The organism is Streptomyces sp. NPDC050528 (assembly GCF_044457795.1).
Taxonomy (GTDB): domain Bacteria; phylum Actinomycetota; class Actinomycetes; order Streptomycetales; family Streptomycetaceae; genus Streptomyces.
The window spans coordinates 79,960-98,715 of sequence record NZ_JBITHH010000010.1; the positions used below are offsets into that span (position 1 = coordinate 79,960).

Below are 18,756 nucleotides of genomic sequence, written 5' to 3' on the forward strand. Positions count from 1 at the left end.
TAGGGGACAAGCGAGATGAAGGAGGTGACGAACCGTCAGCCCTTGACCGCGCCCTGCATGATCCCGCCCACGATCTGCTTGCCGAAGAGAAGGAAGGCGATCAGCAGCGGCAGCGTGCCGAGCAGCGCACCCGCCATGATCACCGACTGGTCGGGGATGTAGCCGGTGCCGAGGGAGTTCAGGGCGACCTGGACGGTGGGGTTCTGCTGGTTGAGGGCGATGATCGGCCACAGGAAGTCGTTCCACGCCATCACGAAGGTGAGCAGGCCGAGGACCGCCATCGCGGGGCGCGCCGCCGGGAAGACCACGTGCCACACCACCCGCAGACTGCTCGCGCCGTCCACTCTCGCCGCCTCGATCAGTTCGGTCGGCAGCGCCTGCACGAGGTACTGGCGCATGAAGAACGTACCGAAGGCGCTGACCAGGGTCGGCAGGATGACCGTCTGCAGATGGTTCGACCAGTGCAGGTCAGCCATCCACAAGTACAGTGGTACGACGGCCAGTTGGGGCGGGATCATCATCGTGCCGATGGTCAGCAGGAGCAGCGTGCTGGAGAACCTGAACTTCAGTTTGGCGAAGGCGAAGCCCGCCAGGGTGGAGAACAGGACCGTGCCGATGGTGATCGAGCCCGCGACGATCGTGGAGTTGAACATCGCGGTGCCCATGCCGGCCTGGTCCCAGGCCGCCTGGAGGTTCTTGAACAGGTTCGCCCCGAACCACAGCGGCGGCGGGGTTTCCGCCAGCCGCGTGTTGGTCCGCGAGGCGGCGATCGCCGTCCACACCAGCGGGGCCAGCGAGACCAGAGCGAAGACCACCAGGACGACGTAGGTCAGCGGGCCCGCGTGCATCTGCTTGCCCGCGCCCATCACCCGGCGGCGCGGGGCGCGTCCCGTCCGCACCGGCACCTGATCCTGAGGGAGCGTCAATTCACTTGTCGTCATTGGGACTTCCTCAGCCGTCGGGTGAACAGCAGGTTGATCGCGGCGACGATCAGCAGGATCAGGAACATCGACCAGGCGATCGCTGACGCCTTGCCGAGGTTGCCGATGATCCAGCCCTGGTCGTACATGTACAGACCGAGCGTCTGGTACTGGTGCTCGGAGCCGCCCTTCGAACCGCTCACCCCGCCGAACAGCAGCGGCTCGCCGAAGAGTTGGGTCGCGCCGATGGTGGAGACGACCACCGTGAAGAGGATGGTCGGGCGCAGCTGAGGGATCGTCACATGGCGGAACTGCTGCCAGCGGTTGGCGCCGTCGATCGCCGCCGACTCGTACAGGTCGCCCGGGATCGCCTGCATCGCCGCCAGATAGATCAGCGCGTTGTAACCCGTCCACCGCCAGATCACGATCGACGACACCGCGAACTGCGAACCCCACGTGGATTCACGCCAGTTGACGGGATCCACGCCGACGAAGCCCAGCAGCCAGTTGACCATCCCGCCGTCCCACGAGTACAGCAGCGTGAAGACGAGCGTCGCCGCGGCCACCGAGGTGGCGTACGGAGTAAGCATCACGACCCGCCACACGGTCGAGCCGCGCAGCCGGTAGTTGAGCAGATGCGCGATCCCGATCGCCATCAACAGCTGCGGCACGGTGGAGATCAGCCCGATGGTGAACGTGTTCTTCAGGGCGTTCCAGAAGAAGTCCGACGACAGCAGGTTCCGGTAATTGTCCAGCCCCGCCCATGTTTTGTGGTCCAGCGACGACAACTGCACGTTGTGCAGCGAGTACCAGGCCGTGTAGAGGAGCGGGATGAGGCCGAAGGCCCCGAAGATGATGAAGAACGGGGAGATGAACGCGTACGGCGCCGCCTTCATGTCCCAGCGGTACAACCGGCTCCGCCACGAACTCGGGCCGGGCGCCGGCGTACCGCGACCGCCGGCGCCGCGGGCCGCGCCCGGCTGGTCGCCGGGCGCGGCGCCGGAGCCCGGCGCGGGGTGTGCGAGGGCCTGCTTGGAGCTGCTCACTGCCCGAGCACGTCCTTGATCTCCTTGGTGGCGGCGCTCCATCCCTGGTCCGGGGTCTTGCCCTTCTGCTCCACCTGGAGGATGCCGACGTCAGTGATCGCGGTGCCGATCGGCTGGTCCTTGATGCCGAAGGTCTGCACCGGGATGGTCTTCGCCGAGTCGGAGAAGATCTGGGTGATCGGCGCGTTCGAGAAGTAGGCCGTGGTGTCGGCGGCCGGCTTCAGGTTCGGGTACGCCGACGGGGTCGACGGGAAGCTCGCCTGCTTGGCGAACACCTTCTCCTGCTGCGCGGGCGCGGTCAGCCACTTCGCCAGCGCCACGGCGTCGGCCTGGTGCTTGGTCGCCGTGGGAACGCCCAGGAACGAACCGCCCCAGTTGGCCGCGGTCGGCGCGGCCGCCACGTCCCAGTTGCCCTTGCCGGAGGCGCCCGACTTCTGCTCGATGTAGCCGATCATCCAGGCGGGGCAGGCCACCGTCGCGAAGCTCGCGTTGGCGAAGCCCTGGTCCCAGGTCGGGTCGAACTGCTTCAGCTTCGCCGACATGTTGCTGGTCGCGACCTCCATCGCCGCGTTCCAAGCCGCCTTCACACCGGTCGACTTGTCCCAGATGACGTTGCCGTCCTTGTCGTAGTACCGCTGGCTCTCGCCGCCGATGGCCGCGTTGTAGACGGACGACGCGGAGTCCACGAACTTGGTGCCCTTGGGCGCCTTCTTCATGTAGTCCTTGCCGACGTCCGCGTACTTCGCCCAGTCGCCCTTCCACAGATTGGCGAGCTGGGTGCGGTCGGTGGGCAGACCGGCCTTCTTGAAGAGGTCCTTGCGGTAGCAGATCGCCATCGGGCCGGTGTCGGTGCCGAGCCCGATCTGCTTGCCGTCCTTGGTGGTGGCCTGGGCGTTCTTCCAGGGCAGCCACTGGGACTTGTCGACGTCCTTGCCGAGGTCGACGAACTTGTCGGCCTGCGTCTGCACGGCCTCGGTGATGTTGCCGACCTCGATGGCCTGGATGTCGTCGGTGCCCGAACCGGCCTGGAGCCGGGTGAGGACCTTCGGCCAGTACACGTCGGTACGGGTGGTGACGTCCTCCTTGATGGTGATGTTCGGGTGGAGCTTCATGTACTCGTCGTACAGACCGGCCTGCTTGTAGCCGAAGACGCCGAAGGTACCGACGGTCAGCGTGGTCTTGCCCTTGGAAGTGCCGCCGCTCGAATTCGACGAGGTGTCGTTCGAGTCACTGGAGCAGCCGGCCAGCACCCCTGTGGTCAGGGCGGCGACGGCCGCGAGGGCCATCAGCCGATGGGACCGTCGGGTACTCGTACGCATTGCGTCCTCCTGTTGCCTGACGTGCCGACCCCCCGGCCAACTGCATTGTTGGGCCCGTTAGTTCACGCTGCGGCTCGGGCGGGGAACGTGCGGGATGTGTATGTGTCAGGTACCGTGGGAGCGCTCCCACCGGTGATGTGTTGAAGAGTCGTCGGTTCGCGCGGGGGTGTCAAGGGAGCGGACGCGGAGAGATGCGTTCAGTTATTCGTCTGTTAGCTAACGGTGGGGGAGGCGGCGATTCGGCCGGAGGCGGGGCTCCGCACGCCCCTCTTCCCTGATCAGGACTGTTACATTCCAGGCCAACGGGTGGGTCGACAGGAGGCGGAGCCAATGGCAGGCCACGGAGCGCGGAGCCGGAGTGGCGGCCGTCCGACCCTGGAGGAGGTCGCGGCGCGCGCCGGTGTGGGCCGCGGCACGGTCTCCCGGGTGATCAACGGCTCGCCAAGAGTCAGCGACGCGACCCGCGCGGCGGTGGAGGCGGCGGTGGCGGAGTTGGGCTACGTCCCCAACACGGCCGCCCGCGCGCTCGCCGCGAACCGCACCGACGCCATCGCCCTGGTCGTCCCCGAGCCGGAGACCCGCTTCTTCGCGGAGCCGTACTTCTCGGACATGCTCAAGGGCGTAGGAGCCGAACTCTCGGAAACCGAGATGCAGTTGCTGCTGATCTTCGCGGGCAGCGACCGCGAACGGCAGCGCCTGGCCCAGTACTTGGCCGCACACCGGGTGGACGGCGTCCTGCTGGTCTCGGTCCACGCGGACGACCCACTCCCGGACCTGCTGGCCCAGTTGGAGATCCCCGCGGTGATCAGCGGCCCGCGCTCGGCGGCGGAAACGCTGACGTCGGTCGACTCGGACAACTACGGCGGCGCGCGTTCCGCCGTGGAACACCTGCTGTCCCGAGGCCGCACCCGCATCGCGCACATCACCGGCCGCTTGGACGTCTACGGCGCCCAGCGCCGCGTCGACGGATACCGCGAGGCGCTCCTCGACGCCGGCCACGAGGTGGACGAACACCTCATCCAGCCGGGCGACTTCACGGAGGAGGGCGGCCGCCGGGCGATGAAGGAACTGCTGGCCCGCCGCCCGGACGTGGACGCGGTCTTCGCCGGCTCGGACGTGATGGCGGCGGGCGCCCGCCAGGTCCTCCGCGAGGAGGGCCGCGTGATCCCCGACGACGTGGCCCTCGTCGGCTACGACGACTCGGCCATCGCCCGCCACATGGACCCGCCCCTCACGAGTGTCCGCCAGCCGATCGAGGAAATGGGCCGCTCGATGATCGACCTGTTGCTGACGGAAATCGCGGACCGCCGCCCGGCCACGTCCCGGGGTCTGGAACGCCGACAGGCGGTACTGGCAACGGAGTTGGTGACGCGGGCGTCGTCGTGAGGGGGCGGCTCACCAGGTGTCCGGCGGCGGCCGCCGACGAGCCTCTCGTGCGGCCGACCGGCTGTTGGTGACCAGCCAGATCACACCGAGGATCACGGCTCCGGCCGCCCAGAGGAAGATGACGAGCCCGGCGCCGATGGCCGTACCGACGTCGTTCGCGTCCTGGCACGCCTGCTGAGCTCCACAGTCGTCGCCGGCGCCGGAGGCCGCGTTGACCCCGGCGATGAGCCAGACCAGCATCACCACGTTGAACGCCAGGATCAGCCAGGTCAGCGGGCGCCATCGGGGGAATCGGCGATGCCGCCGGGGGGCCGACCGGGCGGAAGGCTGCGGGCTCGACCACCCTTGATGCGGATTCGACCACCCTTGATGCTGATGGTTCGCCATGGTGAGCCTCCCAGGTCGGTAAACGGCTCATAGCGTGACGATACGCCCATATCGACGGGTGTGTACGGTGTCCCGGCTTGCGTTGCGCACCCCATGATCATCACCCGATCAGGCGCGGGGCCGCCGTAGGAGAACCGTGTGGTGGTCCGAGTCCTCCAGGTGCCCCAAGTCCGCCTCGGTGGGCGGTGGTTCGGGGGCGGCGCGCAGGCCGGCGAACGGGTTGCGCCAGAAGCGGGAGCGGGAGGTGCGCCAGTTGTGGTGCAGGGCGAGGACGCGCAGGGCGAAGGCGAGTGTGGCGGCGGCCGGGGCCGTCCACTCGTTCAGGAGCTGGAGGTGGTGCAGGACGGCGACGCTGCCGGCGCCGACCAGGGCGGGGAGCGCGTACAGGTCCCGGTTGGCACGCAGCAGCGGCGGGATCTCCATCGCGAGGACGCTGCTGATGAGCCCGCCCCCGACGGCGGTGGCGAAGCCCAGGGTGGTGGCGGCCTCCGGGTTCATCCCGTACGCGAACGCCTTCGTCGCGCCGGTGACGCTGAACAGGCCCAGGGCCGCCGCGTCGAAGAGGTCGAACGCCCGCTCGTGATGCTGCAGGCGCGCGCCGTAGAAGACCACCAGGCCGCCGATGACCGGCGCGCAGAAATACCCGGGATCACTGAACGCCACGGGCCGTACGCCTATCACCAGATCCCGGAAAACCCCGCCGCCGAGACCGACGGCTTCCGAGAGCATCACCACGCCGAAAATGTCGAAGTCCTTTCGGACCCCCAGAAAGGCACCCGATAACGCGAAGGCCAGGATGCCGATCAGATTCATCACATACTGCACGACGCTTATCACGCCTTCGAACGACATCCGCGCACTCCTGTCCTTGCGGCACCGTCCGCGTGCGTGATGCGTCAACTCGCTGACACACAGCGAAAGTTACCCATGAGTTTCACCCGGGTGAACCAGCCGTGGCTGCCGGTGGCCCCATCACTCCAGAACCCGGAAACATTCGTGGATATCTTGGCCGATGAGCCGCTCCGCGGTTACCAATCGACCCCGTGACGGCCTGTGAGTAACGTAACCGGAGTTGTAGACAACCGACTTGGGCCCTGGAACCGTTGTTGCCTTTCCGACCTTCGGGAGGTCCGAGAAGCTGATGCCCATGACTCCCCATCCCCTCCTGGCCGTTGACGGGATCCCGGCGACCGAGCCGTACCTCCGCACGGTGGGCATGGTCTTCCGCGCCTTCCGCGAACAGGACTCCGGATGCGTCTCGTACGGCGTCCAACTCCGGGACGGCGAACGCTGGTTCGTGAAGGAGGCGACAACTCCCGCCGCCCAGAGCTCACTTGACAGCGCCTGGGCCTTCCACCGGGCCGTACGGCACCCGGCGATCGTCCCGCAGCTCCACCGCATCGCCGTGACGGACAGCGGCCGCACGGCGGCCGTCATGCCCTGGCACGACGGCGAGTCCCTCTACGGCCCCGCCCGCACCCGCTTCCGCGCCCTGCCCCTCGCCTCGGTCCTCCGCGCGGTCGACCGCGTCCTGGACGCCCACCTCGCGGTGGAGGCCGCGGGACTGGTGGCGGTCGATCTCTACGACGGCGCGTTCCTCTACGACTTCGGCGCCGACGTCCTCCACCTCATCGACCTCGACGAGTACCGCCCCGGCCCCTTCGTCCTCCAGGACGACCGCCTCCCGGGCTCGGCCCGTTTCATGGCCCCCGAGGAGTGGCACCGCGGCGCCCGCATCGACATCCGCACGACGGTCTACGCCCTCGCCCGCACCGCCCGCCTCCTCCTCGACGCCGGCGAGGACGAGCGCGCGTGGCGGGGTACGGCGGGCCAACTCGCCGTACTGGCAAGAGCGACCCGCACCGATCCCGCCGAACGGCACGCCGGCGTACGGGAGTTCACGGACGCGTGGCGCGCCGCCACCTGATCTCACCGTCCTGCCACTGGCCGGTCGGCGTGAGGCCCGCCGCCGTAGCGACCGCTGCGGATGCCCGATGATCCGGGTGGATGTGCGCCACGACCGTAGCGACCGCCTGCTTGTCGAGCCACACCACCAGCCCCTGAGCCGCCTCGCTCGCCAGGCCTCGGCCCTGCCAGGCTTCTCCGACCACCCAGGCGATCTCGGCCTCGGACCCGGTCACGGTGGCCTGGACGGTGCCCGTGAGTCGGGAGTCGGTGCGCAGGCGGAGGACCCAGTTGAGCCAGGCGACCGCCGGATCCGGGGAGCCGGCGACCAGGCGCTCGTAGCGAGCGCGAAGGGCGGCGGGAGTGAGGGGAGCCCCGCCGGTGAAGGTGTGGAGGGCGGGGGAGGAGAGGACCGCCGCCATTTCCTCCGCGTGCGCCGCGCTCAGGGGGATCAGATCCAGGCGGGCGGTGCTGATGAGTTGGGCGTGCATCGCAGACAGGTCCATTGCGGGCGGGCTCCCGTTGCCGGAAAACGAATCAGCGTGAGTGACGGGACTTCAACCCAATCCTTCTGTTGTTCAACTCCTGTAGTGCAGGCTGCCATTGATGCGGAGATGGCACGGTACCGGGTCGAGGCATGGACGCGAAGGGACCGCGGCCGCCGCGAGACGACTGGGCACGTTGTGGATGTAAAGCGTCGTGCCCGCGCCCGAGGGCGACATCTTGGGCACGTCTCTCGTCTCTTCGTCCCGCATCGGCCTGTCGCAGCTCGCGCAGATCTTCACCCGCGAACCTCCTTGCGCCAGAGGGCGAACCAGGCCCGGTACAGCGCGAGATCAGCCGGGCGTATTCGATCCGGTATCACGGGGGCGTGGCGATGATCGTGCACGTTGCCGACGTCGAGCGGCTCATCAGCCACCACGCGGACATCGATCTGCGCTGGGGACGGCTCCGCTTCGGGATCACGACGCACGATGCCGGGCACAAGCTGACCGCTGCCGACTTCGACCTGGCGCAACGCATCGACGGCATCGCTGCGGCGCACGGAGCCGAGCCGCTCGACGACCGACCCCGGACACGACGAAGCGGCCCCGCCGTCCCCCGGATGAATTCCAGGGCCTCTCTCCTCACGGGTAGGGAGATCCAGTGCCCGGCCGGAGGCGGACTGTCCTCGTCGAGTTCCATCGGGATCTGACCACTCTTGCGCCGGACGCCGGAGTCGCACAAAGCGGGGAGACCGCGGGCTTCGCGTACGGAGCCCCAGGGACCCCGGGTCGCGAGAGCGTCAGCCGTTCGCGGACTCCCCGGCGCCGAACTGCCCCTGGGCTGAACGCCGGTGGGGCCTTGGCGGTGCGCTTGCGCGGGCGCGTCCCGCGTTCAGGCCGCGGCATGGAAGACGTACGCCGTCATCGGGGCGGTGACCGGCCCCGGGCCCAGCCGTGCCGTCATCTCCTCGATGACGGTGGCCCGGACAGCCTGTCCGTCACCGCGCTCCTCAACGGCCGCGCGCACCGGTGTCCCGGTGAGGTACCCGGTGGCAAGGTCGGCGGTCGACGCGGCCTGGCCCTGAAGCGTCAGCTCCTGCTCGTCCTCGACGGCGAACCCGGCGGCCGCCAGATCAGCCGCCACGACAGCGGGGTCGGCGTAGCCGTGCGGAACCGTCTGGAAGAACCGTGGCGGGTCGACCGGAAAGGCCCGCTCCAGCCCAGCCTGCAGCGCGACTTCGAAGGCGTGCGTCCTGAGCGGGCCCCAGGTGTTGAACAGGAATCGGCCGCCCGGGGCCAGCACCCGGTGGATCTCGGTGAAGGCCTCGACGCGGTCGGGGAAGAACATCACACCGAACTGGCAGACCACCAGGTCGAAGCCTCCGTCCGGGAACGGCAGTTGCTGCGCGTCGGCCTGCCGCCATACCGCGCCCGGAGCCCGGGTCGACCCGAAAGCGACCATGGTCTCGTTCAGGTCGGTGGCCGTCACCTCGGCCGAGGGTGTCGCTGCGAGCAGGTCCGCTGTCAACACGCCAGTCCCTGCGGCGAGTTCGAGGATTCGCCGCGGGTGGAGTGCCGCCGCCCGGGCGGCCAGGTCCTCGGCGAACGGCCGGAAGACCACCGGCACGAGGTACTGCTCATAGGCCGCCGGCATGGATTCGGACCATCGCTGGTCGGCATTGATTCCTGTCACCCTCGTGACGGTAGCGCCGCGTCAGGAAACCTCTTCCTTGCCGCGCCGCCGTGCACCCTGGAGCTGGACCCACCCGACAAAGCGGCAGGGCAAACGCTCCCTGACACGGCACTGGACGCATGAAAGAGCCCTCGATCTCCACGCAGGAGATCGAGGGCTCAGCGAAAAGGCTCCTGAAAAGCCGCGAGAAAACGAATCAGCCGGTGACCTCGTTTCCGAAGTCACCGGCTGATTACTCAGGGTGAGTGACGGGACTTGAACCCGCGACTTCCTGGACCACAACCAGGTGCTCTACCAGCTGAGCTACACCCACCATGCCCGGTCGTTCACTCTGTAAGTTTCCGACCGGCCGAGAAAAAGTGTACAGGGTCCGAAGGGGTGCTCGCGCACGCCTTTTACGAGGTGGGCAGGACGTGCTTCGCGGCGATCGTGCGGGCCGTCTCCGAGTCGGGGCCGGGCTGCGGGACGAAGATCGCCTCGCGGTAGTAGCGCAGTTCGGCGATGGACTCGCGGATGTCGGCGAGGGCGCGGTGGTTGCCCTTCTTCTCGGGGCTGTTGAAGTACGCGCGGGGGTACCAGCGGCGCGCCAGCTCCTTCACCGAGGACACGTCCACGATGCGGTAGTGGAGGTACTCCTCCAGCGTCGGCATGTCACGGAGCAGGAAACCGCGGTCGGTGCCGACCGAGTTGCCGCACAGGGGGGCCTTGCCCGGCTCCTTGACGTGCTCCCGGATGTACGCCAGGACCAGCTCCTCGGCGTCGGCCAGCGTCGTACCGCCGGCCAGCTCGTCGAGCAGCCCGGATGCGGTGTGCATCTGGCGTACTACGTCCGGCATCGTCTCCAGCGCCTGGTCCGGCGGGCGGATGACGATGTCCACCCCTTCGCCGAGCACGTTCAGCTCGGAGTCGGTGACGAGGGCGGCCACCTCGATGAGAGCGTCGTCTGACAGCGAGAGGCCGGTCATCTCGCAGTCGATCCACACCATGCGATCGTTCATGTGTCTAACCTTAAGGTGCGTGCCGCCCGGCTGAGCCGACCGTGCGCTGACCTTGTGCCCCCGGTACATGCGAAAACCCCCGGAGATCTCCTGCGAGAGACCTCCGGGGGCGTGCTGTCGCTACGTCGCGCTCCGCTGGCCGGGCAGACTCGCGGCCCGGCTTGTGGCGTACGCCTCACGGCCGTTCTCCGCGGCGGAGCCCGACGCGGACGCTGTCGCCGACAGCGCGCTCGCCGCCGCACGACGCGACTGCATCGGCACCGGGCCGTCCGGGTGCAGCGCGGGCGGCAGCCCGGCCGGACCCAGGGACGCCGGACCGCCGGGCTGACCCGGAGCGCCGTCGCCGTCCACCTGCTTGTCGCCCTGCGGCCTGCGGGCCCGGTACGCGGCCCGGTAGGCGGCGGGCGACGAGCCCAACTGGCGCCGGAAATGGCCGCGCAGAGCCACCGGCGAGCGGAAGCCGCAGCGACCCGCGACCTCGTCCACCGAGTAGTCCGACGTCTCCAGCAGACGCTGTGCCTGGAGCACCCGCTGCGTGATCAGCCACTGCAGGGGAGCGCTCCCGGTGAGCGAGCGGAAGCGGCGGTCGAACGTACGCCTGCTCATGTACGCGCGTGCCGCCAGCGTCTCCACGTCGAACTGTTCGTGGAGGTGCTCCAGCGCCCAGGCGACGACCTCCGCGAGCGGGTCGGCGCCGATCTCCTCTGGTAAAGACCGATCGAGGTAGCGCTCCTGACCGCCGCTTCGGCGCGGGGGGACCACCAGGCGCCGGGCGAGCGCGCCGGCCGCCTCGTTGCCGTGGTCCGTCCGCACGATGTGGAGACAGAGATCGATTCCGGCCGCCGTACCGGCGGACGTCAGCACGTCACCGTCGTCGACGAAGAGTTCCCTCGGATCCACGTGCACCGACGGATAGCGCTTGGCCAGCGTCGGCGCGTACATCCAATGGGTGGTCGCGGGACGGCCGTCCAGCAGGCCCGCCGCGGCCAGCACGAAGGCGCCGGTGCACAGGCCGACGATGCGGGCCCCTTCTTCGTGCGCCCGGCGGATCGCGTCGAGTGCTTCCTCCGGCGGCGGCGAGGTGATCGACCGCCAGGCCGGCACGACAACGGTGCCCGCCCGTGAGATCGCCTCCAGGCCGTGCGGTGTGGTGAGTTCCAGCCCGCCGGTCGTGCGCAGCGGTCCTTCTTCGCCACCGCACACAAGAAGGCGGTAGCGCGGAACTCCGGCGTCCTGCCGGTCGATTCCGAACACCGACAGCGGTATGGAACTCTCGAAGATGGGGCCGCCGCTGAACAGCAGCACCGCGACGATCTCCTTGCGGCGTCGCCCGGAAAGCTTCCGGGCCGCGGCTTCCGGCGCGGCAGTGGAGTCGTGGCTCATACTGCTAAGCCCCCCTCGGTGGTCGCGGCTCCTCGGTTGTGTCGCTCCTGCACGTTTCCCCTCGGTCCTGCACGAGTCCCCCGCCGTAAGACGTCAAGATCGAATCTACTGTGTCGCGTGGTGCCGGGGTGACCAGTTCGGCAACCGGCACATTGTCGACATGGCAACTTGGCGTGAAGCATTCGATCACGAAGCGTTGCACTCGTGGGCCGTGCAGGGAAGTGCGCCTCGTCGTAGTGGCCAATCCCCGTAGGGTGCGCAAGGCCCCCCAGACCCTTTCGGTGCAGGTGGAACGGGGGTTGGGGGGTGGTTCGGACAACAGATGCACGGTAGCCGGAAGTTGGCTGAAAAGCGTCGGGCGCGTGCGCGGAAACCGGTCAGTCGACCGGTGTACTTCCCCCGGCGTGCCGCCCGCCCCTGTGCGCCCCCGCCGGGGCCCGGTGGCGGTGGCCGCGGTGCGAGGAGTGTTCTTCGGCCAGTGGCGGTGTCTGCTCCTCGGGCAGCAGTCGGGCCGCGCCCTGTTCGGACCGGCGCAGCAGCACCCGGCAGGCGGCGGTGACGGCCGCGAGGCCCAGGGCCGTACCGGTGGCGCCGGCGAACGAGGTGCCGTACCAGAGGAGGACCACGGGGACGAGGACACAGCTGAAGACCGCCCAGCGGACCACGTCGGTCGTGCTGTCGTGACGGGGGTTCGGCTCGGAGGTCGTGCGGTGTCCGGACATGGCGTGCTCCCTGGGGCGGCTGCTCGTCGCCGGTTCGACGCGGCGGGGGCTCGCCCGGTTCAACGCGTGTTCGATGCGTCGGTCACTGTAGGGCAGTCCATCGCAGTCCATGGAGGGACATGGGCTGCGATGGATAAGTGAATCCTGTGCAAACCGCCTGTACGGGGCAGCAACCATTGCGTTACGGGCGCCCCCTCGTGCATGCTCCGGGGAACTCCGCCGGAGCATGTGCGGGATATGGGCTAAGGAGGAGTGCCGCCGTACCCTTGGGGGTATGGGGTTGGGAAGATGATTCCCGGACACAGCTCCGCCGCATCCTGTTGTCCCCTCCCAAGAGGATCAAAAAGCCGAGACACCCATGGCCGGTCACGAATCTTTCGAACCAGCGGACCGCAAGCGCCCCGTCGCCGATCCCACGGCGGCCGAGCCCCTGGCGGCGGAACAGCCACGTCATTCCTGCGATCCAGCCTTCAAGCACGGCGTGGTCGTCGGCTTCGACGGCTCCACGTCCAGTGAGCGTGCCCTCGCCTACGCGATCGGCATGGCCCATCGCTCGGGCTCGGGTCTCGTCATCGTCCACGTCGCCAACCGGCTGCCCACCACGGTGTGGGCCGGCTGCGAGCCACCGGTCTTCGTCGATGTGCCGGACCACCGCACCGAGGTGCTGGGTCTGGAGCTGGCGTGCGCCGAGTACTTGGCGGAAGTGCCCTGGATTCTCGTCGAGCGTGGTGGCGACATCTGCCACGAACTCGAAGAGGTGGGACGGGAGTACGAGGCGGACGCGATCGTCGTGGGCTCGACCCACGGCATCGTCGGGCGCATCTTCGGCTCCGTCGCGGGGCGGCTCGCCAAGCGGGCGCAGCGGCCGGTCATCGTCATTCCCTGACGGGTAGTCCGAGTTCTTCCCTGACGCGCGGTCAGAACTTGTCGGTCTGCCCTGATTTCCTGCTGTGCAGAGGTGTTTGTGTCCTTGTGAAGGGCATATATCGGTCACACCGCACAACCGCACATGCATGAAGGGAGCCCGCCGTGGACAATGACGTCTCTGCGGGAAGCACCACCTCGATCGTCGGCCGACTCGCCCTGGGAATCACCCTGTTGGCCTTCGGGCTCGGGTACACGAATGTCATCAACGGGGTCTCTACAGCTGACGCCGTGTCAATCGCCCACTACGTGGGCGGAGTTGCCCTCTTCGTCGTCGGACTGCTCGCGTTCCGCGACGGCGACACGGTCTCCGGTACGGCGTTCTCGGCGTTCGGGGCGCTCTGGTTCACCTGGGCCGTGAGTGCGGGTGGCTCCGCCTCGGACAACGCGGCGGGGTTGTTCCTGGTCCTCTTCGCCCTGGTCGCCCTCTCCGTGACTCTTGCCGGAGGGGATCAACTCACCCAGGGGACCTACGGGTTGTTCTTCGTGTCCCTCGTGCTGCTTGCGATTGCTCAGTTCGCCGGGAATGACGGGCTGGGCAAGGTCGGGGGGTGGTTCGGTGTCGCTGCGGGGGCCGTTGCCTGGTACTCGGCGACTGCGGCGTTGGCTCACTGGCCAACTGTGCTTCCACGGCGGGCTGCTGGTCGGGGCGTGACGGCGACAGGCTGATCGGCAGCTGAGAGGACCCCCACGTGTTTGAGGCAACACGTGGGGGTCCTATTTGTTTCGTTGGCCGCTGCGGGTGCGCGGGGGCTGGTCGCGCAGTTCCCCGCGCCCCTAAAACCCCTACTCGACCGTGACTGATTTGGCGAGGTTCCTGGGCTTGTCGATGTCCCGCCCCAGCGCCAACGCCGTGTGGTACGCCAGGAGTTGGAGCGGGATCCCCATCAGGATGGGATCGAGCTCGTCCTCGTTCTTCGGGACGACGATCGTCTGGTCAGCCTTCTCCTGGTGCTGGTGGGCCACCGCGAGGATGCGGCCGCTGCGGGCCTTGATCTCCTCCAGGGCCGCGCGGTTCTTCTCCAGGAGGTCGTCGTCGGGGACGATCGCGACCGTGGGGAGGGCTGGCTCGATCAGGGCCAGGGGGCCGTGCTTCAGCTCCGAGGCGGGGTAGGCCTCGGCGTGGATGTACGAGACCTCCTTGAGCTTCAAAGAAGCTTCGCGGGCCACCGGGTAGCCGCGGACCCGGCCGATGAAGAGCATCGAGTGGGCCTCGGCGTATTCGGCGGCCAGCTTCTTGATCTCCTCCTCCTGGTCCAGGATCTCGGTGATCTGGGCCGGGAGCTTGCGCAGGCCCTCGATGATGCGCTTGCCGTCGCGGACCGAGAGGTCGCGGGTGCGGCCGAGGTGGAGCGCCAACAGGGCGAACGCCACTGTGGTGTTGGTGAAGCACTTGGTCGAGACGACGCAGACCTCGGGGCCGGCGTGCACGTACATGCCGCCGTCCGCCTCGCGGGCGATCGCCGAGCCGACGACGTTGACCACGCCGAGGACACGGGCGCCCTTGCGCTTCAGCTCCTGGACCGCCGCCAGGACGTCGTACGTCTCGCCCGACTGGGAGACCGCGATGTAGAGGGTGTCGGGGTCCACGACCGCGTTGCGGTAGCGGAACTCCGAAGCCGGCTCGGCGTCCGCGGGGATGCGGGCCAGCTCCTCGATCATCTGGGCGCCGATCATGCCCGCGTGGTACGAGGTGCCGCAGCCGAGGATCTTGACGCGGCGGATCTGGCGGGCCTCGCGGGCGTCCAGGTTCAGGCCGCCGAGGTGCACGGTGGAGAAGCGGTCGTCGATGCGGCCGCGCAGGACGCGGTCCACGGCGTCGGCCTGCTCGAAGATCTCCTTGTGCATGTAGGTGTCGTGGCCGCCCATGTCGTAGGAGGCGGCCTCCCACTCGACGGTGGTCGGCTCGGACGTGGTGCGGGTGCCCTCGGTCGTGTATGTCCGGAAGTCGTCGGCCTTGAGGGTGGCCATCTCGCCGTCGTCCAGGGTCACTATCTGACGCGTGTGGGTCACGAGTGCGGCGATGTCCGAGGCGACGAACATCTCCTTCTCGCCGATGCCGAGGACCACCGGGGAGCCGTTTCGAGCCACCACGATGCGGTCGGGGAAGTCGGCGTGCAGAACGGCGATGCCGTACGTCCCCTCGATCACCCGGAGGGCGTCGCGGACCTTGTCCTCGAGCTTCTCGTGCTGCGAGCGGGCGATGAGGTGGGTGAGGACCTCGGTGTCGGTCTCGGAGAGGAACTCGACGCCGTCCGCTTCCAGCTTCTTCCGGAGGTCCGACGCGTTGTCGATGATGCCGTTGTGGACGACGGCGACCTTGCTGTCGGCCGACATGTGCGGGTGGGCGTTCACGTCGGACGGGGCGCCGTGCGTGGCCCAGCGGGTGTGGGCGATTCCGGTGGTGCCCTTGAAGCGTGCCGGGACCTTCGCCTCCAGGTCACGGACCCGGCCCTTGGCCTTGACCATCTTCAGGCCGGCCGTCTTGGGGGTCGTCACGACGATGCCCGCCGAGTCGTAGCCGCGGTACTCCAGCCGCTGCAGGCCCTCCAGCAGAAGGGGAGCAACGTCACGCCTGCCGATGTATCCGACAATTCCGCACATGTATGGGTATTCCTAGCCGTAGACGATCCGGCGCAGCTGTCGGAGCGTCAGCTCCGGCGGGGCCACGGCCCGGTATTTCAGGTCCGCCTCGATCCGGTCGAAGATCGTCGCGTTGACCAGGCCCTGGGCCTGGAGCTCGCGGTGGCGGCGACGGACGTAGTCCTCGGTCGTCTCGTCGAAGTAGGCGAGCACGTCCTGGATCACCCGCAGTGCCTCGCCCCGGTTGAGGGTCGTGGAGCGCGTCAGATGATCAACGAGTTCGTCGTGCACCCGGTTGATCCTGGGGTACCGAAGGGCGGTTTGCAAGAATCCTGCCCGATATCGGGCAACGGCCTGTTGAAAGTCTTATGGGGCTCTGTTCGTAAGCTGTCCATCCTGTGTCTTGCGCACCGTTGCTCATGTCGACGAGTTTCAGACGCCATGGACATTCCTCGTATGGGAGTACCCGCGGAGCTCGCTGAGCGCATGAGCATGGCGGAACAGCACGAATACCTGCGCGCGAGATTCTCGCGGCGCACGATGGTCAGAGGCGGTGCCGTGACCCTCGGCGCCATCGCGGGCGGCGTGTTCGTACCGGGCGCGGTCGCCCAGGCGGCCGTCCCCAGCCAGGCTTCCGCCACCTACGCCTCCACCTCCGGTGAGTCTGTCGACGGGGCCCTCGTCTCCCCGTTCGGCCGCCACCTCGCGTTCGGCAACGACCCGAGCACGGAGGTGACGGTCTCCTGGCAGGTTCCGACCAACGTCAAGAAACCGTTCGTCCGGATCGGCGCGCACCCCTGGGACCTCTCCCGCAAGATCGAGGCCGAGGTGCGCACGCTGTACACCCCGGCGGGCGTCGGCGCGAGCGGCGACCACACCCAGTACTACCTGCACGCCAAGCTGACCCACCTGCGCCCGGGCAAGACGTACTACTACGGCGTCGGCCACGCGGGCTTCGACCCGGCCGAGGCCCACCTGCTCGGCACGCTGGGCACCTTCACCACCGCCCCCGACCACAAGAAGGCGTTCACCTTCACGGCCTTCGGCGACGAGGGCGTCGGCTACCACGGCCTGGCCAACAACAGCCTGCTGCTCGGCCAGAACCCGGCCTTCCACCTGCACGCCGGCGACATCTGCTACGCCGACCCGGCGGGCGCCGGCCAGACCACCGACACCGGCTTCGACTCGCGTACGTGGGACCAGTTCCTCGCGCAGACGGAGTCGGTCGCCAAGTCCGTGCCGTGGATGCCCGCCTACGGCAACCACGACATGGAGGCCTGGTACTCGCCCAACGGCTACGGCGGCGAGGACGCCCGCTGGAACCTGCCGGACAACGGCCCCGACAAGGCGAACCTGCCGGGCGTCTACTCCTTCGTCTACGGCAACACGGCGGTCATCTCGCTGGACGCCAACGACGTGTCCTTCGAGATCCCGGCCAACCTCGGCATCTCCGGCGGCACCCAGACCAAGTGGCTGGAGGCGCAGCTCAAGAAGTACCGCGCCGCCCACGACATCGACTTCGTCGTGATCTTCTTCCACCACTGCGCGTACTGCACCTCCACCGCGCACTCCTCGGAGGGGGGAGTGCGCAACGAGTGGGTGCCGCTGTTCGAGAAGTACACGGTGGACCTGGTCATCAACGGCCACAACCACCAGTACGAGCGCACCGACGTCATCAAGAAGAACGCGGTCGTCAAGAAGCTGCCGATCGGCGGCACGGCGTACCCGGAGACCGAGGGTGTCGTCTACGTGACGGCGGGCGCGGCCGGCCGCAGCCTGTACGCGTTCTCCGCCCCGGACTCCTACGAGGGGCACGTCGCCGACCTCGACTCGGTCGCCGCCTTCGTCAACACGAAGGACGGCAAGGTCAACGAGACGGTCGCGTGGTCGCGCGTCCGCTACCTCAACTACTCGTTCCTGCGCGTCGACGTGCAGCCCGCCTCGAAGGGCCGTACGACGACCCTGACGGTCCGCGGCATAGCCGAGACCGGCGCCGAGATCGACCGCTTCACCGTGGCCCGCAAGGCCAAGTAGCAAGCGTCGTACGCCCTGAAGGCAGGGCGTAGGCGGCACCGCAGGCGGTCCTCAGCTGACGGATGGTCACATCCGTTTGAGGACCGCCTGTTTGGCCATCGCGAACTCCTCGTCCGTGAGCACCCCGTCCCGGTGCAGCTCCCCGAGTTCCCGCAACCGCCGCAGCAGCGCGTCGTGGCCGTCCTCCGCCGCGGCACCCAACTGCCGTACGGGCTCGGGCTGTTCGGGTCGTACGTCCGTCTCGGCGGCCGGGTGCGGGAGGCGCGCCTGTACGGCCGCGGCGACCAGGGCCATCAGCGGGTCCTTCTTGAAGCCCCACAGCTCGACGGAGTTGGGGTCGTACTTGGGCGGAGCCTTGGTCGGCGCGTTGCGCACCGAGAAGCGGATGTAGCCGTTCTCGAGACCGGCCGAGGGGCGCCACTCCACGCCGACGAGGTCCGTGACGGCGAGGGTGCGGGCGCCGGCGGCGGACTTGGCGTCCTCGGTCTTCCAGTTCCACTCCAGCCGGACGCGCTCGCCGTCGAAGCTCGCCGTGCCGTCCCCGGCGGACACCGAGAGCGGTACGGCGGGGCCCGGCAGCAGGTACTCGTCCACCGGGTCGGCCGGGACCTGGTCGAGCAGCAGGGCGCTGCGGACCTCGTCCACGAAGTACTCGGCGACGCCGTACCGGTCCGATTCGACGGGGAGTTGATAGGGGTCGTCGCCCTCGGTGAGCCGGCCGCCGGTGGCGTGCAGCAGGGGGTCGGCGCCGTCGCGCAGCCGCAGTCTCAGCCGCCCCGATCTGCGGCCCTGCTCGAAGGAGACGCCCGCCAACGCGCCCAGCGGGACGACGAGTTCGCCCAGTGTCTTGCGGAACAGGCCGACGTTCTTGTCCCGCCCGGGAGTCAGCCGCAGGGCGTCGCCGTCGAAGATCCAGGTGCCGTCCTTCTGGATGATTTCCGCCATGGGAGGGATTCTTCCACCGGTCAGGC

18 protein-coding genes, 1 tRNA gene and 1 pseudogene are annotated in these 18,756 nt (G+C 68.5%); 6 read left to right on the forward strand and 14 right to left on the reverse strand.

From position 1 onward, the window contains the following. Positions 1–35: 35 nt before the first annotated feature. From ACIBK4_RS31755 to ACIBK4_RS31765, 3 genes are read right to left on the reverse strand one after another with little or no spacing between them, the layout of a single operon-like run. On the reverse strand, positions 36–941 hold the full coding sequence (locus ACIBK4_RS31755; protein WP_366432548.1) for a carbohydrate ABC transporter permease: 906 nt from the start codon (positions 939–941) through the stop codon (positions 36–38). After that, positions 938–1,966, reverse strand: coding sequence for a carbohydrate ABC transporter permease (locus ACIBK4_RS31760; RefSeq protein ID WP_399000231.1), 1,029 nt, complete (start codon positions 1,964–1,966; stop codon positions 938–940). Before ACIBK4_RS31760 ends, ACIBK4_RS31755 begins: the two co-directional genes overlap by 4 nt. After that, positions 1,963–3,285, reverse strand: coding sequence for an ABC transporter substrate-binding protein (locus ACIBK4_RS31765; RefSeq protein WP_366432550.1), 1,323 nt, complete (start codon positions 3,283–3,285; stop codon positions 1,963–1,965). Before ACIBK4_RS31765 ends, ACIBK4_RS31760 begins: the two co-directional genes overlap by 4 nt. 330 nt (positions 3,286–3,615) lie before the next feature. Between ACIBK4_RS31765 and ACIBK4_RS31770 the strand changes: the two genes are divergently transcribed. Continuing rightward, a complete protein-coding gene (locus ACIBK4_RS31770; RefSeq protein ID WP_399000234.1) occupies positions 3,616–4,671 on the forward strand; it encodes a LacI family DNA-binding transcriptional regulator in 1,056 nt (351 codons plus the stop codon). A 9-nt stretch (positions 4,672–4,680) separates the two neighbouring features. On the opposite strand, the gene ACIBK4_RS31775 is transcribed toward ACIBK4_RS31770, so the two are convergent. Further along, positions 4,681–5,058 carry a hypothetical protein gene (locus tag ACIBK4_RS31775; protein ID WP_399000236.1) on the reverse strand — a complete coding sequence of 126 codons (378 nt, stop codon included), beginning with the start codon at positions 5,056–5,058 and terminating at the stop codon, positions 4,681–4,683. 108 nt (positions 5,059–5,166) lie between these two features. Then, positions 5,167–5,910, reverse strand: a complete 744-nt coding sequence (locus ACIBK4_RS31780) for a trimeric intracellular cation channel family protein (protein ID WP_399000239.1) — start codon at positions 5,908–5,910, stop codon at positions 5,167–5,169. A gap of 295 nt (positions 5,911–6,205) precedes the next feature. On the opposite strand from ACIBK4_RS31780, the gene ACIBK4_RS31785 reads away from it, so the two are divergent. After that, positions 6,206–6,985 carry a serine/threonine protein kinase gene (locus ACIBK4_RS31785; RefSeq protein WP_399000241.1) on the forward strand — a complete coding sequence of 260 codons (780 nt, stop codon included), beginning with the start codon at positions 6,206–6,208 and terminating at the stop codon, positions 6,983–6,985. Here the strand turns inward: ACIBK4_RS31785 and ACIBK4_RS31790 are convergent. After that, positions 6,957–7,469: a GNAT family N-acetyltransferase gene (locus tag ACIBK4_RS31790; RefSeq protein ID WP_399000243.1), complete on the reverse strand. Its 513-nt coding sequence runs from the start codon at positions 7,467–7,469 to the stop codon at positions 6,957–6,959. The genes ACIBK4_RS31785 and ACIBK4_RS31790 overlap by 29 nt on opposite strands. 317 nt (positions 7,470–7,786) lie before the next feature. On the opposite strand from ACIBK4_RS31790, the pseudogene ACIBK4_RS31795 reads away from it, so the two are divergent. Continuing rightward, positions 7,787–8,029, forward strand: a pseudogene (locus ACIBK4_RS31795) (4a-hydroxytetrahydrobiopterin dehydratase); the annotation flags it as partial. Between the two features lie 311 nt (positions 8,030–8,340). Here the strand turns inward: ACIBK4_RS31795 and ACIBK4_RS31800 are convergent. The 5 genes from ACIBK4_RS31800 to ACIBK4_RS31820 all read right to left on the reverse strand — a co-directional run bounded on the left by ACIBK4_RS31800 (position 8,341) and on the right by ACIBK4_RS31820 (position 12,244). Beyond that, positions 8,341–9,102, reverse strand: coding sequence for a class I SAM-dependent methyltransferase (locus ACIBK4_RS31800; protein ID WP_399000769.1), 762 nt, complete (start codon positions 9,100–9,102; stop codon positions 8,341–8,343). A 279-nt stretch (positions 9,103–9,381) separates the two neighbouring features. Further along, a tRNA-His gene (locus tag ACIBK4_RS31805) sits at positions 9,382–9,454 on the reverse strand. A gap of 82 nt (positions 9,455–9,536) precedes the next feature. Continuing rightward, positions 9,537–10,139: an oligoribonuclease gene (gene orn, locus ACIBK4_RS31810; RefSeq protein WP_327403881.1), complete on the reverse strand. Its 603-nt coding sequence runs from the start codon at positions 10,137–10,139 to the stop codon at positions 9,537–9,539. Positions 10,140–10,259: 120 nt separating this feature from the next. Further along, positions 10,260–11,522, reverse strand: a complete 1,263-nt coding sequence (locus ACIBK4_RS31815) for a helix-turn-helix domain-containing protein (RefSeq protein ID WP_399000245.1) — start codon at positions 11,520–11,522, stop codon at positions 10,260–10,262. Positions 11,523–11,899: 377 nt separating this feature from the next. Next, positions 11,900–12,244: a hypothetical protein gene (locus ACIBK4_RS31820; RefSeq protein ID WP_399000247.1), complete on the reverse strand. Its 345-nt coding sequence runs from the start codon at positions 12,242–12,244 to the stop codon at positions 11,900–11,902. Between the two features lie 358 nt (positions 12,245–12,602). Between ACIBK4_RS31820 and ACIBK4_RS31825 the strand changes: the two genes are divergently transcribed. Then, positions 12,603–13,130 carry a universal stress protein gene (locus tag ACIBK4_RS31825; protein WP_019056585.1) on the forward strand — a complete coding sequence of 176 codons (528 nt, stop codon included), beginning with the start codon at positions 12,603–12,605 and terminating at the stop codon, positions 13,128–13,130. A 143-nt stretch (positions 13,131–13,273) separates the two neighbouring features. Continuing rightward, positions 13,274–13,837: a GPR1/FUN34/YaaH family transporter gene (locus ACIBK4_RS31830; protein WP_399000250.1), complete on the forward strand. Its 564-nt coding sequence runs from the start codon at positions 13,274–13,276 to the stop codon at positions 13,835–13,837. A 117-nt stretch (positions 13,838–13,954) separates the two neighbouring features. Here ACIBK4_RS31830 and glmS read toward each other — a convergent pair whose 3' ends face one another. Together glmS and ACIBK4_RS31840 are read right to left on the reverse strand one after the other, a co-directional pair. After that, positions 13,955–15,772, reverse strand: a complete 1,818-nt coding sequence (glmS, locus tag ACIBK4_RS31835; RefSeq protein WP_399000252.1) for a glutamine--fructose-6-phosphate transaminase (isomerizing) — start codon at positions 15,770–15,772, stop codon at positions 13,955–13,957. Between the two features lie 12 nt (positions 15,773–15,784). After that, positions 15,785–16,042, reverse strand: coding sequence for a hypothetical protein (locus ACIBK4_RS31840; protein WP_019065776.1), 258 nt, complete (start codon positions 16,040–16,042; stop codon positions 15,785–15,787). Positions 16,043–16,207: 165 nt separating this feature from the next. Here ACIBK4_RS31840 and ACIBK4_RS31845 point away from each other — a divergent pair, with 165 nt between their 5' ends. Continuing rightward, positions 16,208–17,785: a purple acid phosphatase family protein gene (locus tag ACIBK4_RS31845; RefSeq protein WP_399000254.1), complete on the forward strand. Its 1,578-nt coding sequence runs from the start codon at positions 16,208–16,210 to the stop codon at positions 17,783–17,785. A gap of 66 nt (positions 17,786–17,851) precedes the next feature. On the opposite strand, the gene ACIBK4_RS31850 is transcribed toward ACIBK4_RS31845, so the two are convergent. Continuing rightward, positions 17,852–18,730, reverse strand: a complete 879-nt coding sequence (locus ACIBK4_RS31850) for a DUF4429 domain-containing protein (RefSeq protein WP_399000256.1) — start codon at positions 18,728–18,730, stop codon at positions 17,852–17,854. Positions 18,731–18,756: the final 26 nt, after the last annotated feature.